Below are 15,127 nucleotides of genomic sequence, written 5' to 3' on the forward strand. Positions count from 1 at the left end.
CATGAGCCGATCCCCCAAGATCGGTGCATTGGCGGTTGTTCTGCATCAGGACAAGGTTCTTCTGGTTCAGCGCAGCAAACAGCCGGACAAGGGGCTGTGGGGGTTCCCCGGCGGCCACGTAGAGTGGGGTGAAACCGTTCTGCAGGCGGCGCAGCGTGAGTTGCGGGAAGAAACCTCGGTGATTGCGGAACCGTCTCATTACCTGAGAAATCTGGATCTGCTGCGTCACGACAAGGCGGGGCAGGTTTTGTCCCATTACCTGTTGGTCGGCGTTGCCTGCCGCTATCAGTCCGGCACACCGCAGGCTGGTGATGACGCGCTGGATGCCCGCTGGTTTGCCATCGAGCAGATACGCCGGGGCGACCTGCCGATGAGCGCGCGGGTCATCGACCTTTTAGAACACGCGATCCGCGCGGATCAGGCATCGGCCGATCTTGTCAGCCGCCCATAAAGCAAACCTGACAGGATCACGCTCAGGACCACGATCAGAATTGCCCCGGCCAGGAATGCACCCAACCCCATTCGCAGCACCGCAATGCCATCTCCACCCGCATAGAGGCCTTGCAGCACGCCAAGCGGTGCGCCTGTAACCGCGGGCCAAATCATCGTCAGGCCGAACCAAACAGCCAATGCGGCCCCGGTTGCCGCCAGCGCCCCGCGAACCACCCGGTCGGGTGCCCGCGCGGCACGGCGCATGGCTGTCATCGGACGCGCCACGTCATTGAGGATCGCCAGCAGGGCAGGCACCAGAATCAGAACCAGCAACATCCCGAACCCAAGCCCGTAAACCAGCGTGATCACGGTCGGCTTGAGGAATTGCGCTTGTTGCGAACCTTCATAAAGCAACGGTGCAAGTCCAAGAACCGTGGTCAAAGTGGTCAGCATCACGGGACGCAACCTGTCTGCGGTACCTTCGACAATGGACGGAACCAGACCACGGTCTTTTTGATACGCATCTATCGTCGTCACCAGAACGATCGAGTCGTTGATGATAATCCCCGTCATGCCCAGCAACCCGACCACCGTGAACATGCTGAGCGGCACATCCCAGATGTAGTGTCCCCAGATCGCACCAACGAGGCCAAAGGGTATGATTGCCATGACAACCACTGGCCGTGTCCAGCTGGCGAACACCCAGGCCAGAACAAGGTAGATACCTGTCAGGCACAGGATCAAACCGGTGCGGGCTTCGGCAAGGAATTCATTTTCCTGTTCACTCAGGCCCGACATGCGCCACTCGACTTGCCGTTCGGCAGCGATATTCGGCAGGATTTCTTCCTGCATCGCCCGTTCGATTTCAGCCGCGCGGGCCGGATCATCCTCGGAGATGTCGCCATAGACCGAAACAACCCTCAGGCCGTTTTCGCGCCGAACCGTCGAGAAACCGGATTCACGCTCGACCGAAACGATGTCGGCCAGCGGTACGTAAACCCCGTCAGGAGACCGCATGAGTGTACGCTCGAGGAAATCTGCCGTCAGTTCGCCTTCAGGCAGTTCCACACGGATCTCGGCACTGCGCGGCCCGTCCGGGAAAGTTGCCGCTTCGATACCGTTCAGGCGATTGCGCAGGGCGCGACCAAGCGTTTCAATCCGGAATCCCAGCGCCTCTCCCTGTGCAGTCAGGTCCAGGATGAACTCTTCCTTGTCATAAGCCAGGTTGTCTTCCAGCGCCGAGACTTCGGGAAATTTCGACAGCTCGGCCTGCAAGTCTTCGGACGCCGCCTTGAGAACGCTCACGTCAGAACCGAAAAACTGCACGTCGATGGCGTCGCCACCCGGTCCAGAGCGCCACCCCCGGAAGCTGATCACTTCGAGCTTGGGATGGCGCGGCGCGAATTCCTGCAACTCTCCGACGAATTCGAAACTCGAATAAGGGCGCAGATCGGCATCGATGAGTTCGATCGAGATACCCCCCAACAAACTGCCATCTTTGCCATCCGCAGCAGCCAGCTGTCGGCCTGCATTGCCGCCAACCTCGGCCAGGACATAGTCGATCGGATTGCGCCCATGACGCTCTTCATAGATCTGGCCCAGGTCATTGACCGCCTGTTGCAGAAGGCGCATCATTTCCAGCGTATCCGATCGCGTCGAACCTTCGCGCATGATAAAGCCGCCGGTCACGGAACTTCGCTCTGGTGCATTGAAGAAACGCCAATTGACGTCGCCGCGAATGAACAGCGCCACCTGGCTGGCTAATACCGCGATCATCAGCGCCACGACGACGTAGCGCGCCCATATCACCCAGGCGATCAAGGGACGGAACAGGTGATCCCGAACCCAACGGAAACCACGATTGACGACCCGGTTGGGCAGATCATACCAGTGTTCCTTGGCCGAATGCGCGATGGCGTGTGCCATGTGATTGGGAAGGATCAGAAAGCATTCGACCAGCGAAGCGATCAAAACGGCGATCACCGTAAAGGGAATGTCGCGGATCAATTCTCCGAAACGTCCGCCCACAAGGGTCAGACCGAAAAACGCGATTACCGTCGTGACAGTCGCAGCCAGAACCGGCATGGCCATCCGCCGCGCCGCACGTTCCGCAGCCACAACAGGCGGCTCACCCAAACGCCGGGCGCGGAAATCCGCGTGTTCCCCCACCACGATGGCGTCATCAACCACGATGCCCAGCGTGATGATCAGGCCGAACAGCGAGACCATGTTCAGCGACAAGCCCCCCAGATACATCAATGCGATTGCGGCCGACATCGCCACGGGGATACCCGCCGCAACCCAGAAGGCGATGCGCGCGTTGAGGAACAAGAACAGCAGGCAGACGACAAGGCCAAGACCCATCAACCCGTTGTTGACCAGGATGTTCAATCGGTCGGTTATGGCCTGGGCGCGGGTGCGGATCAGCTCAATCTTCACACCTTCGGGCAAGCTGGCCTGCATTTCACGGGCAACATCTTCGACCGTGTGCTGGATGTCTATCGCATCGCCCAGATTTGACCGATCAACCCGGATGGACATGGCCGGATCGTCGCCGACGAAATAACTGCGATACCGTGTGACACCTTCGACCCGAATCCTTGCAATATCACCGACCTTCAGCTTCGACCCGTTGGCAAAGGTCCGCAGCGCGATGTCTTCGATCTGCTCCGGGGTCCTCTTTTCGGTTCCGGCCCGGATACGCGCACCTGCGCCCTCAACCTCACCAGCGGGATCGGTGCTGACCTCGGCCGCAATCGCGGACGCGATCTCTTCCATGGTGATGTCATTGGCGATCAATTGCGCCGTTGTGATCTCGACAATGATCTGAGGCGCGGCAATGCCCCTGATTTCGGTTCGCGTAACCCCTGCCGAAAACAAACGGTTGATGAACTCATCCGTCAGCTTCGCCAGTTGATTGGTGTCGGTGGGACCACTGATAACGACATCCGTTACCCGATCCCGCCAAGCGCCGCGTCGAATTTCAGGTTCTTCCGAGCCTTCGGGCAGATCCGTCACACCGTCTATCGCGGTCCGGACGTCTTCGACCGCGCGGGACATGTCCCAGTTCGGCTCAAACTCCAGTCTGACGCGGGTCCAACCTGGGTGGGAACTGGCCTCGGTACTGGTTACCCCTTCAACGGCCAGCAGCGCAGGTTCCAACAACTGCACGATACCGGCATCCATGTCCTCGGGGCCTGCACCTTCCCACGAGACGGTCACATCAACGCGTTCCAGAATGACATCCGGAAAGAACTGCGCCCGCATGTTCGGGATAGCTGCCGCACCCAGAACCAGCATCACCAGCAACAGCAAATTGGCCACCGTCCGGTGCCGTGTGAAATAGCTGAGAAGGCCACCCGCTGCGCCAGGTATCTCGCGCATCATGACGCTCAGCCCCCGGCCTTGGTTTCAATGCGCCGCACCAGAGATGAAGGGACGCGCGCTTCGCGCAACTGACCGAGAACCTGAGTTTTCTCATCCTGAGGCATGGTTTCGCTGGCCTCGACCCGGGCCACGAGTTCAGCGCGTTTCGCATCTGACAGTTCGACCATGCCCGGGTCTGCCCCGGCCTCAAGCCGCAAGGGGCGCACCCGCACGCCAGATCCAAGCAACGGCGTGCGTCCGATCACAACCTCGCGCCCTTCCAACCCGTCGCCCCGCAGCAAAACCTCGTCACCCTGTCTGCGGACAAGCTGCACCGGCAAACTTTCCAGACGGTCATCCGCACCCAGCACCAGAACCGTTCCCGATGCATCCAATGCCGAAGACGGCAAGCGGAACACATTGGCAAGCGGTTGTTCCTGAACCGAGACGGTGACGAAATCTTCGGGCTTGAAACCGGACGCCTCTTGCAGACGCGCATAGATCAAACGTCCGGTCTGACCCTCGCCCGCAGAACCGCTGTCGCGGCTGATATGACCAGTCGCGGTCAGATCGGTGCCCGTCACCTCAAGCGAAACCGTGACCGGTGCGTTGATCAGCCTGTCATTCTCGTCCAACAGACGTACATATTGTGCCGTCGACACCCGGAACGCCACTTCAAGAGCGTTTGGATCAACCAGTTCAGCCAGTTTTTCATTCGCCGACACCAACCGCCCTTCCACAAGCGTCACATCGGTCAGCGTACCGCTGAATCCGGCCCGAATGGTCATATCATCAAGATCGCGTTCCGCCGCCTCCAAGGCAATCACCGCGCGCGCCAACAACGTCGTTGCCTGATCGACGCGGGATTCAGCCTGTGCAAGCGCGATACGGCGCGCCAGAACGGCCTGTTGTGCCGAAGCAGCCGCCAGTTCCGCCTCTTCCACGCTGGCGGCGGCGCCTACCCCTCGGGCCTCCAGATCGCGTTGCCGTTGCAGCGCCCGTTCCCGCAGTTCGGCTTGCGCCTCGGCCGATTTCAATTCGTCCTGCGCCAGCAGCAAAGACCGTTCGGCATCACGTTCTTCGAATTGTGCGTCCAAAAGATCGGACTTGGCCCGATCCAGCGCGGATTGGGCATCCGCCGGATCCAGTTCAACCAGAACTTCCCGGGCAGTTACCGTTCCGCCATCCACGAAATCCTCTGCCAGGGCGACAACGCGGCCACCCAGTGCCGCGCGCAATTCCAGCCTGCGCCGGCTCTGGACCTCTCCGAATGCTTCGAGATAGGGGATTACGGTTTCCGCCTCGGCCTGACGTACGGCAACCGCGAAGACCCGTTCGCGGGCCGCGGGCGCCTGGTCCTCACGCATCAGGACGTCCTGAACGGCACCCATGATGATCTGCGCGGCAACAAACAGCAGAGCAAGCGTCAAGAACGCCAGAAAGATACCGACAAGACTCTGCCGTAGAAATCGCATCAAACAGTTACCCCGGTTGCACCAAGCTGCCGTCCACAACATGTAGCCGGATCACGAATTATGCCAAGCCACAAAGCGGTTATACGGAATTGAACGTACGACCAGTCTACTTCCGTCGCAGATGTTCGTCCAATCTGGGCATTATTTCCACAAAATTGCAGGGGCGATGCCGGTAATCGAACTGTTTTTCCAAAATCCCATCCCACGCATCCTTGCAGGCCCCCGGGCTGCCGGGCAATGCAAAAAGGTATGTTCCCCCCGCAACCCCCCCGGTTGCGCGGGACTGCACCGCCGAAGTGCCGATTTTCTCCATCGAAATGAAGGAAAAGACAGTACCGAATGCGTCGATCTCTTTTTCGTACACGTCCCGATGCGCTTCGACCGTCACGTCCCGCCCGGTCAGACCCGTTCCACCGGTCGAGATCACGACATCGATCTGCTCATCAGCCACCCATGCCCGCAACTGATCGGCGATCTGGTCGCGCTCATCCCGGATGATCTGGCGGTCCGCAACCACATGGCCCGCTTTTTCGATCCGGTCCACCAATGTCTGCCCCGAGCGATCTTCGTCCATCGATCGGGTGTCCGAAACGGTCAGAACGGCAATTCTGACGGGGATGAACTCCTTGGTTTCGTCAATGCGCGACATCTTGCGTCAGGCCCTTTCCATCATGACAAGCCGGATCGCAAGGGCGGAAAAAATACCCCCCGTGATCCAACCAACAATACGCGCGGCGCGCGGGTTGCCGATCAGCACCTTGCCTGCCCCGCCGGCAAAAACCCCGACCAGCCCGTTCACCAAGAACCCGCCAAACGCGATGATCAGCCCGAAGATCAGGAACTGCACCAGAACCGATCCCGCGGTCGGGTCGACGAATTGCGGTATGAACGCCAGGACGAACAGAATGACCTTGGGATTGGTCAGGTTGACCAACAACCCATCCCGAAAGGCCGTGCGCGTCGACCGCACAGGCGTATCCCCAGTCAAAGCGCCATGCCGGACCGCACCCCAAGCCAGATACATCAGGTAAGCGGCACCCATCCAGCGGATCACTTCAAAAAGCCAGGGCAGCGCCGACACCGCAGCGCCCAGTCCAAGCCCTGCCAGCAGCACGTGAATCATCGAACCCACGGACACGCCGGCGCTTGCCGATACCGAAGGCCACGCCCCGGATCGCAGCCCTTGGCCAAAGCAGAACATCATATCAGCACCTGGCGTCAGGTTCAGTGCCAGTGCCGCTGGAACAAAGACCAGCAAGGTCTGGAATTCGATCACGTATCCACCTCGAACCAACTTGGCATCGGGCCCAGATTGGCCAAATGCGTTCGCCCCAGGGACCCGCGATAGCCCCAGCTTTCATGCACATGACCGAAGAACGCAAATCCCGGCTGAAGGCGTTCCACCGCATCCCGTATGGCAGTCGATCCGACCGAAAGGCCTTGCGATGTCTGATCCCCATACCCTTTGGGCGGAGAATGAACGATCAGGACATCCGCCGTTTCACACCGGTCGAGCATCTCGGTCGCCTCACCTTCTGTCAGGTCACAGGACCAGTCTCCGAACGGGGTCGGTGGTACGCCATAGCCAAGACCAAACAAGCGCAAGCCGTCTATGGTCATGCCAGACCCATGCAGGACATGGACACCGTTCGGGGCCGCATTGCCCAGCTCTTCTGCACTTTCCGCGTTCCCAGGGATCAGGACCAGCGGCGTCGAAATGCCGGACAGCATCTGCATCGCCTCGTCCAGCCCCTGACGCGAATTGCAATAATCACCGGCACCGATGACAAGATCAGCCTCGGCGCTGGCGGAAACAAGATCGGCTGCCCGGTTGCGCGCCATGTGCAGATCAGAGAATGCCAGAACCTTCATGTTGCACCTCGCAGCCGCGCTTTCAGTTCCAGCAGATCCGCCCAGGCCTGCCGTTTCATCTGCGGTTGTCGTAGCAGATAAGCCGGGTGGAACATCGGAATCACCGGCAGATCCATTGCCTGATCCCATTTGCCGCGCAGGCGGGTGATGCCGCGTTTGCCCAGCACCGCCTGACAGCTGATATTCCCCATCACAACCAGAACCTCGGGTCTGGCCAGGGCCACGTGGCGTTCCAGAAACGGCTTCATCATCCCGATCTCTTCGGGTTTGGGGTCGCGGTTCTGCGGGGGCCGCCATGGCAGCACATTGGTGATATAGACGTTTTCGCGACGATCCAGATCAATTGCCGCCAGCATCCGGTCCAGCAACTGACCCGCACGGCCGACAAAGGGTTTGCCCTCGCGGTCCTCATCGCGACCCGGCGCCTCGCCGATGATCATCACGCGCGCGCCGGGGGTCCCGTCGGCAAAGACCAATTGCCGCGCACCGCGCTTGAGCTCGCAATGTTCGAACGCGTCCATCGCTGCGCGCAGCTGATCCAGCGATCCCGCGCCCCGTGCTGCGGATCCAGCGATTTCTACCGGGTCCACATCCCTTGGCTTTGCCGGGGCGGCGGCGGACGTTTCCGGTTTCCTCGGTTTGGCCGTGGTGTCGGGCAACGCGTACCGGTCAACCGGCGCATCACCTATTGCCTCGGTCACACCCAGTTCGATCTGCCATTCCAGCAGCGCCTGCGCAGAATAATAGTCCAAGCCCGATTCCATAGGGATAACTTACCCGCCTGAGGGCTGAGGGAAAGCGAATAGGGCTTGATCGGTCGCTCTGTCGCGCCGACCATCGGCATGCGATGCTCAGATTTCTGCGATTCCTCATCATTGGATTAGTGCTGGTTGTCACCGATGATCCGGCATGGGCCACGTTTCATGACAAACACGGGCAATGCCGTGCGGGTCAGTTCAAATGTGGCAGCACATGTTGTTCAGGCGGGCAAAGATGCAGTTTTGATGGCCATTGCATTCCACTGGGCGGCACCTATTGCGGCGGCGGGCGCAGTTGCGGTCCGTTCGAACGCTGCGTTGCCGGTGGACTCAGATGTGCGCCCGCTGGCCTGAACAAATGCGCATCACGGCTGGATTGTCCCGGCGACAGTTTCTGCAATGGCCGTGGCGAGTGTGAACGGAACGCACCCGAACTGGATACGACGCCACCGACCACATGCGCTGATGGCAGAACCTGCGCACGCGGTTCGGCCTGCCTGCCCGGCGGGGGCTGCTCTCGTCCGGGGTGGTTCCTGTGCGAGGAAACCGGATCACAATGCCGCCCCGGTTTCAAATGCTCGGCGCATCAAGGCTGCGTACCGATCAAGGCCATCGACTGTGGTTATGGCAAGTGGTGCAAACCGGGTGAGCAATGCCTGCCCGACGGCGGTTGCGAAAAACTGCCTGAGGGTACGGAACCTTAGGTTGCCTTGCGCCGCCCGGCTTCCTATAAGCGGCGCGATTGTCAGACAGGAGCCCGCCCATGCGTTTCGCCCATCGTCACCTTCTTGGCATCGAGCATCTGTCGCAATCCGATATCACCGACATTCTGAATCTGGCCGAGACCTATGTCGACATGAACCGCCAGTCGACCAAGCATTCCGACGTGCTGTCGGGGCTGACCCAGATCAACATGTTCTTTGAAAACTCGACCCGCACACAGGCCAGTTTCGAACTGGCGGGCAAGCGTCTGGGTGCGGATGTGATGAACATGGCGATGCAGGCCAGCTCGATCAAAAAGGGTGAAACCCTGATCGACACCGCGATGACGCTGAACGCGATGCACCCGGATCTTCTGGTGGTGCGGCACCCGCATTCCGGCGCGGTCGATCTGCTGGCGCAGAAGGTCAATTGCGCCGTTCTGAACGCCGGTGACGGCAAACATGAACACCCCACGCAAGCCCTGCTGGACGCCCTGACCATCCGTCGGGCCAAAAGTCGCCTGCACCGACTGAACATTGCCATTTGCGGCGATGTCGCCCATTCCCGCGTCGCCCGATCGAACCTGATTCTGCTGGGCAAGATGGAAAACCGCATCCGCCTGATTGGCCCGCCGACGCTGGTGCCCAGCCAGTTCGCCGAGTTCGGGGCCGAAATCTATGACGACATGAACGAGGGCCTCAAGGACGTTGACGTCGTCATGATGCTGCGCCTTCAGAAAGAGCGGATGGATGGCGGGTTCATCCCCTCGGAACGCGAATATTACCACCGCTACGGTCTGGACGCCGCAAAGCTGGCGCAGGCCAAGCCAGACGCGATCGTGATGCATCCCGGCCCGATGAACCGCGGGGTCGAGATCGACGGTACGCTGGCCGATGATATCAACCGATCCGTCATTCAGGAACAGGTGGAAATGGGTGTCGCCGTCCGCATGGCCGCGATGGATCTGTTGGCCCGCAACCTGCGCGAGGCCGCATGAGCGATCTGACCGTCGCCCCCCACGAACGCGGCGTCTTGCGCCTGTTCACGCTGGACATGCGCCCGGAAGAGGCGAAGTTCCTGCGCGAACCGGGTGCCGCCGATCAGGTGCTTGGGGTCGACGGGCTGGATTCCAGCCATATCGATATTTTCCCGGTATCCGACCTCGAAGATCTCGGGCTTTACGGCTATCTGACCGAGGGCTGCGGCGTGTCTGCGGATCAGTTGGACCGGAACGCTCTGGCCTCTGTCGACGGTTGGGTCATGGTCCTTCGCAGCGCGGCTTTCAACGGACACCCGGCGACGCTGAACCCCGATCCGCGCCTGCGCCTGATCGGCCTGTTCACGGAAGAAGCCACGAACTGGACCGGGGGGATCATCGAAACCGAAAGCGCCAAACCCTTTTCCGCCCCGCAAACCGTCACAGCGGGTGACACCCCCCGCCGCGTAGGATCGGCCATTCTGGCACTGGTCGCGCTTTTGGTCATCGGAGGCATCTTATGGCTGATCCTGTGATCTTCACCCCGGACAAAGGGGCCTATATCCGCACAAATGCATGGCTGGCTGCTGTTGCTATGGCCGGTGCGATGATCGTTTTGTGGCTGATCGGCAATCCTTACGTCTGGACCGGAGCGCCTGCTGGCCTTGCCGCCATTGGCATACGCGCTTGGTATCTGGCCTCGGAAGAGATGGTCGCCAATTGGCAATTGTCAGACACCGCACTGACCGGTCCCGGCGGACGCAGCATGCCGCTGAACCAGATCACCGCCGTGAATATCATGGGCAGCTTCGTCCAGGTTGTCACCAAAACCGGCGACAAGCATCTGATCAAGTACCAGTCAGACCCGGCCGCCACCAAAGCCGCGATTGAAAGGGCCATTCCATGACCACCTTGATCTTCACCAATGCCCGCCTGATCGACCCTGATAGCGGCACGGACAGTCCCGGCTGGCTGCACATTACTGACGGCCTCATTCAGGGCAAGGGCAACGGGGACGTGCCCGTCGCTGACGCCCAGGTCATCGACTGCGGCGGCAAGTGCCTCGCCCCCGGCATCGTCGATATCGGCGTCAAGGTGTGTGAGCCGGGCGAACGGCACAAGGAAAGCTACAAATCCGCAGGCCTCGCTGCCGCAGCCGGTGGTGTCACCACCATTGTCACCCGCCCGGATACACTGCCCGCGGTCGATACGCCGGAAACGCTGGAATTCGCGACCCGGCGTGCTCAGGCGGATGCGCCGGTCAATGTTCTGCCGATGGCCGCGCTGACCAAAGGGCGCGACGGGCGAGAGATGACGGAAATCGGGTTTTTGCAGGACGCAGGCGCCGTGGCCTTCACCGATTGCGATCACGTCATCACCAATACCAAGGTGTTTTCCCGCGCCCTGACCTATGCAAAATCCTGCGGAGCGCTGGTGATTGCCCACCCACAGGATCCGGGCCTGAGCCATGGCGCCGCGGCCACCAGCGGCAAATTCGCCGCCTTGCGCGGGTTGCCTGCGGTCTCGCCCATGGCCGAGCGCATGGGACTGGACCGTGACATCGCGCTGTTGGAAATGACGGGCGCGGCCTATCACGCCGACCAGATCACCACCGCCCGCGCCCTGCCCGCGCTGGAACGGGCCAAGCGCAACGGGCTGGACATAACCGCCGGCACCTCGATCCATCACCTGACGCTGAACGAACTGGACGTGGCCGACTATCGCACCTTCTTCAAGGTCAAGCCGCCGCTGCGATCCGAGGATGACCGACAAGCTGTAATCGAAGCGGTTCGCACCGGGTTGATCGATACAATCAGCTCAATGCACACCCCACAGGACGAGGAAAGCAAACGCCTGCCGTTTGAAGAGGCGGCTTCGGGCGCGGTGGCGCTGGAAACGCTCTTGCCGGCGGCATTGCGCCTGTATCATGCCGACCAGTTGGACCTGCCGACCCTGTTCCGGGCGATGGCATTGAACCCGGCCAAACGGCTTGGTCTGGAAAGCGGCCGATTGTCGGAAGGCGCCCCGGCGGATCTGGTTCTGTTCGACCCGGATGTGCCTTTTGTGCTTGATCGCTTTGCCTTAAAATCCAAATCTCAGAACACGCCATTTGACGGCCAGCGGATGCAAGGTAAGGTCATTTCGACCTATGTTGCAGGTAAAGAAGTGTTCCGGAGTTCCTGATGCCCCCGATCGACAACTCGACTAGCGAACTGCTCCAGTGGGCGGTGGTTGGATATCTCTTGGGCTCCATTCCCTTCGGCCTGCTGCTTGCAAAGGTCATGGGGCTGGGAAATCTGCGCGAAATCGGATCCGGAAATATCGGCGCGACCAACGTCCTGCGCACCGGCAACAAAGCCGCCGCGGCGCTGACCTTGCTGTTCGACGCGGCCAAGGGCGCGGTCGCGGTTCTGATTGCCCGTGCTTATGCAGGAGAAGACGCCGCGCAGATCGCAGCCCTTTTTGCCTTTCTGGGTCATTGCTTTCCCATCTGGCTGGGTTTCAAGGGCGGAAAAGGCGTGGCCACCTTTCTGGGCCTCTGGCTGGCGCTGGACTGGCGCGTCGGAGTTGCGTGCTGTCTCAGCTGGCTGGTGGCGGCGGCGATCTGGCGGATATCTTCGGTCGGCGCGCTGGCTGCGGCCGCGCTTTCAACGACCTGGGTACTGGTTCTGACAAACGGACACTCCTTTATCCTTGGGATTATCCTGACCCTTATGATCTACTGGCGTCACAGCACCAATGTCGCGCGGATCAAGGCCGGAACTGAACCGAAAATCGGAAAGTCGTGACACCGCCGGACGCTTTCGTTTCCGCGTTTTTCGCACTGCCCGAAGGCAGTTTTACCGGTACATCGGGGGATCGGCGCTATGTCGTCGTGCGCCAACATTTGGCAAAGGGGAAATCCCACAAGCTGGTTGCGCACGAACTGGGCGGCACCGACTATATCAGCATGAACCTGTATCAGACACGCATCAGCGGCACGCTGCTGAGGCCTTGTGAAATGGCGGCGTGCAAAGTCATCGCGTTTGTTCTGGATTTTGAACCGGACGCGTAATGTCAGGCCTGCATTTTTGAACAGACGTTCCTCTCTGACGCACAATCACGATTCATTGTTTTGAACGTGATCCGTCTGCTTCCCAGATCGCTGTCGTGACGGTCAATTACGGGCCACACAGGACAACAATCCGGAGCCTTCGATCGGCACACAGACGAGGCTCCTTTCACGAAAGGTGGAACAATGAACAAGTTTAAATCTCTGATCGGTGGCGTCGCTCTGTCCGTTGCACTGGCAACATCCGCTCTGGCCGCTGGAGTGGACATCAACGCAAGCTCGACCGGTCTGGCCATGCAGGGTTATGACCCGGTTGCCTATTTCACCGTCGGTGAAGCGACCAAGGGTGACTACCGCATCACCACGCTGCACGACGATGCGCTGTACCGTTTCTCGTCCGAGGAGAACAAAGCCGCCTTCGAAGCCAACCCGGAAGCTTACCTGCCTGCCTATGGCGGCTATTGTGCTTTTGGTACAGCCATGGGCTTCAAATTCGACGGTGACCCGAACCACTGGAAAATCGTCGACAACAAACTGTACCTGAACTTGTCGGAAGACATCCAGGAACGCTGGGAAGGCGACATCCCGGGCTTTATCGAAAGCGCAAGCGCAAACTGGGAAAACATCGCGGACAAGACCCCTGCTGAATTGCAAAAGCAATAATCCGCCTAAATCTTCAGATGTGTCGGCGGCGGAATGTTCCGCCGCCGTATATCGTTTGAAGACCTCTCATCTCTACCTATCTCATCAGTATCAGAAGTGCCCGACTTCAAAGGTCCCCGGCGTGTCTTTTCACGTTTCAGAGGCAGAATTCGGGCAGGGGTTCGTAGGTATCACTGATCCGATGACGTTCGCGGATCGTAACTGTCTGCACAAGTGAACCGAATTTCACTGGAGCAGAGTGACAATCGAAAGGAAATGAGATGACTTTGAAATTGGCTCTCATCACTACTGTCGCAACCGTGGTCGCGGGATCGGCAATGGCACAATCCTCGGGCAACTGGACCGGGTTTTATGGCGGTCTGCAACTGGGTTATGCCGATGTAGACACCAGCCTGTCGGGTGTCGATGGCGATGGCGTGATCGGTGGTATCATCCTGGGCTATGATTATGATCTGGGCGACTGGGTCGTTGGCGGCGGATTTGACTATGACTGGACTGACGTGGGTCTGTCCGGCGCCGCAACTGTCGAAGATGTCTGGCGGCTGAAAGCGCGCGCCGGCTACAAGGTAAACCCGCAAGGTCTGCTGTACGGCACGGCAGGCTACGCCGAAGCGAGCACCGACACCTTGGGCAGTGATGACGGGTGGTTCATCGGCGCAGGCTATGAACAGATCGTAGCACCGAACGTGAGCGTCGGTGGAGAGTTGCTGTACCACGAATTCGATAACTTCAACGGAAACAATGTGGATGTCGACGCAACCACATTGCAGGTTCGTGTCTCTTACCGGTTCTGACCTGCTTATTGGACCCGGCTTTTCAAGCCGGGTCTCAGTTCAAAGGTCCAGAATTGTGCTGCCGGTCGTCTGCCGCGCTTCTAACGCGCGATGTGCATCGGCGATCTGGTCAAGTGCAAAGCGCTGATCGATGTGGATCTTGACTTCTCTGCCCTCGACCTTGCCGAACAAGCGGCGCGCCATTGCCTGACAGACGGAGTGGTCCGCAATATGGGTGAACAAAGTGGGGCGGGTGATCTTGAGCGATCCTTTCTGGCCCAGAACACCAATATCGAATGGCGGCACCGGCCCCGAAGCGTTGCCGAAGGAAATCATCATTCCCAAGGGTTTCAGGCAGTTCAACGATCCTTCGAACGTGTCCGCCCCCACGGAATCCATAACCACATCCACACCCTTGCCTTTGGTGATCTCGGCCACCCGTTCGGCGAAATTCTCAGAGCGGTAGTTGATGCAATGCGCGGCCCCGTTGAACCGGGCGAGGCTGCATTTCTCGTCGGTTCCCGCCGTGCCAATCAGAGTAATCCCTTCTGACTTCGCCCATTGGCAGGCGATCAGTCCGACCCCACCCGCCGCTGCGTGGAACAGCACCGTATCCCCGCGTTTCAGCGGAGTGGTTCGGTGAAACAGGTATTCAACTGTCAAACCCTTCAACATCATTGCCGCAGCAGCGTCGAAAGAGATGCCATCCGGCAAAGGGCACACCTGTGCCGCAGGCATTACGCGGGCCTCGCAATACGCGCCGGGTGGGGCTGCCGCATACGCGGCCCGCTGACCGGGTTGCAGGTGCGTTACCCCTTCCCCAACGGCCTCGACGACACCCGCCGCTTCCATCCCCAACGCATGGGGGAGTTCCAGGGGATACAATCCAGTGCGTTGATAAACATCGATGAAATTAAGACCGCAGGCATGATGACGGATACGTATTTCACCCGGTCCGGGGTCGCCCAATGGCCTGTCTTCGATCCGCAGAACCTCGGGCCCGCCGAATTCGTGCAATACCACCGTTTTCGCTGTTGTCTGCATCCTGACCTCCTCTT

17 protein-coding genes are annotated in these 15,127 nt (G+C 59.8%); 10 read left to right on the forward strand and 7 right to left on the reverse strand.

Annotation, left to right across the window (positions count from 1 at the left end):
- Position 1 precedes the first annotated feature (1 nt).
- Positions 2–451, forward strand: a complete 450-nt coding sequence (locus tag ACR3E6_RS03425; protein WP_480485826.1) for an NUDIX hydrolase — start codon at positions 2–4, stop codon at positions 449–451.
- Here ACR3E6_RS03425 and ACR3E6_RS03430 read toward each other — a convergent pair.
- The 6 genes from ACR3E6_RS03430 to ACR3E6_RS03455 all read right to left on the reverse strand — a co-directional run bounded on the left by ACR3E6_RS03430 (position 418) and on the right by ACR3E6_RS03455 (position 7,909).
- Positions 418–3,819 (reverse strand): efflux RND transporter permease subunit, encoded by a 3,402-nt coding sequence (locus tag ACR3E6_RS03430; RefSeq protein ID WP_480485828.1) that lies wholly within the window; start codon positions 3,817–3,819, stop codon positions 418–420. The two genes, ACR3E6_RS03425 and ACR3E6_RS03430, sit on opposite strands and share 34 nt — an antisense overlap.
- Positions 3,820–3,824: 5 nt before the next feature.
- Positions 3,825–5,273, reverse strand: coding sequence for an efflux RND transporter periplasmic adaptor subunit (locus ACR3E6_RS03435; protein WP_480485830.1), 1,449 nt, complete (start codon positions 5,271–5,273; stop codon positions 3,825–3,827).
- A 106-nt stretch (positions 5,274–5,379) separates the two neighbouring features.
- Positions 5,380–5,922 (reverse strand): molybdenum cofactor biosynthesis protein B, encoded by a 543-nt coding sequence (gene moaB, locus ACR3E6_RS03440; RefSeq protein ID WP_480485832.1) that lies wholly within the window; start codon positions 5,920–5,922, stop codon positions 5,380–5,382.
- A 6-nt stretch (positions 5,923–5,928) separates the two neighbouring features.
- Complete coding sequence (locus ACR3E6_RS03445) at positions 5,929–6,549, reverse strand: LysE family translocator (protein WP_480485834.1); 621 nt, start codon at positions 6,547–6,549, stop codon at positions 5,929–5,931.
- Positions 6,546–7,145, reverse strand: a complete 600-nt coding sequence (locus ACR3E6_RS03450) for a metallophosphoesterase family protein (protein WP_209834718.1) — start codon at positions 7,143–7,145, stop codon at positions 6,546–6,548. Before ACR3E6_RS03450 ends, ACR3E6_RS03445 begins: the two co-directional genes overlap by 4 nt.
- The gene (locus ACR3E6_RS03455) at positions 7,142–7,909 is read right to left on the reverse strand and encodes a uracil-DNA glycosylase (RefSeq protein WP_209834720.1); all 768 of its coding nucleotides are present in this window, start codon (positions 7,907–7,909) and stop codon (positions 7,142–7,144) included. The genes ACR3E6_RS03450 and ACR3E6_RS03455 overlap by 4 nt, the downstream gene beginning before the upstream one ends.
- A 159-nt stretch (positions 7,910–8,068) precedes the next feature.
- On the opposite strand from ACR3E6_RS03455, the gene ACR3E6_RS03460 reads away from it, so the two are divergent.
- The 9 genes from ACR3E6_RS03460 to ACR3E6_RS03500 all read left to right on the forward strand — a co-directional run bounded on the left by ACR3E6_RS03460 (position 8,069) and on the right by ACR3E6_RS03500 (position 14,090).
- Positions 8,069–8,257: a hypothetical protein gene (locus ACR3E6_RS03460; RefSeq protein WP_480485836.1), complete on the forward strand. Its 189-nt coding sequence runs from the start codon at positions 8,069–8,071 to the stop codon at positions 8,255–8,257.
- A 409-nt stretch (positions 8,258–8,666) separates the two neighbouring features.
- Positions 8,667–9,602: an aspartate carbamoyltransferase catalytic subunit gene (locus ACR3E6_RS03465; RefSeq protein ID WP_480485838.1), complete on the forward strand. Its 936-nt coding sequence runs from the start codon at positions 8,667–8,669 to the stop codon at positions 9,600–9,602.
- Positions 9,599–10,117, forward strand: coding sequence for a hypothetical protein (locus ACR3E6_RS03470; protein ID WP_480485840.1), 519 nt, complete (start codon positions 9,599–9,601; stop codon positions 10,115–10,117). The genes ACR3E6_RS03465 and ACR3E6_RS03470 overlap by 4 nt, the downstream gene beginning before the upstream one ends.
- On the forward strand, positions 10,102–10,488 hold the full coding sequence (locus ACR3E6_RS03475) for a hypothetical protein (protein WP_171635036.1): 387 nt from the start codon (positions 10,102–10,104) through the stop codon (positions 10,486–10,488). Before ACR3E6_RS03470 ends, ACR3E6_RS03475 begins: the two co-directional genes overlap by 16 nt.
- A complete protein-coding gene (gene pyrC / locus ACR3E6_RS03480; protein ID WP_480485842.1) occupies positions 10,485–11,765 on the forward strand; it encodes a dihydroorotase in 1,281 nt (426 codons plus the stop codon). The genes ACR3E6_RS03475 and pyrC overlap by 4 nt, the downstream gene beginning before the upstream one ends.
- Positions 11,765–12,370, forward strand: a complete 606-nt coding sequence (gene plsY, locus ACR3E6_RS03485; RefSeq protein WP_171635042.1) for a glycerol-3-phosphate 1-O-acyltransferase PlsY — start codon at positions 11,765–11,767, stop codon at positions 12,368–12,370. The genes pyrC and plsY overlap by 1 nt, the downstream gene beginning before the upstream one ends.
- Positions 12,367–12,636, forward strand: coding sequence for a hypothetical protein (locus ACR3E6_RS03490; RefSeq protein ID WP_171635045.1), 270 nt, complete (start codon positions 12,367–12,369; stop codon positions 12,634–12,636). Before plsY ends, ACR3E6_RS03490 begins: the two co-directional genes overlap by 4 nt.
- 183 nt (positions 12,637–12,819) lie before the next feature.
- Positions 12,820–13,296: a YHS domain-containing (seleno)protein gene (locus ACR3E6_RS03495; RefSeq protein WP_171635047.1), complete on the forward strand. Its 477-nt coding sequence runs from the start codon at positions 12,820–12,822 to the stop codon at positions 13,294–13,296.
- A gap of 260 nt (positions 13,297–13,556) precedes the next feature.
- On the forward strand, positions 13,557–14,090 hold the full coding sequence (locus tag ACR3E6_RS03500; protein ID WP_171635050.1) for an outer membrane protein: 534 nt from the start codon (positions 13,557–13,559) through the stop codon (positions 14,088–14,090).
- A 39-nt stretch (positions 14,091–14,129) separates the two neighbouring features.
- Here the strand turns inward: ACR3E6_RS03500 and ACR3E6_RS03505 are convergent, their stop codons facing one another.
- A complete protein-coding gene (locus tag ACR3E6_RS03505; RefSeq protein ID WP_171635052.1) occupies positions 14,130–15,113 on the reverse strand; it encodes a quinone oxidoreductase family protein in 984 nt (327 codons plus the stop codon).
- Positions 15,114–15,127 lie beyond the last annotated feature (14 nt).

It is taken from the genome of Ruegeria sp. AL3, assembly GCF_056536065.1.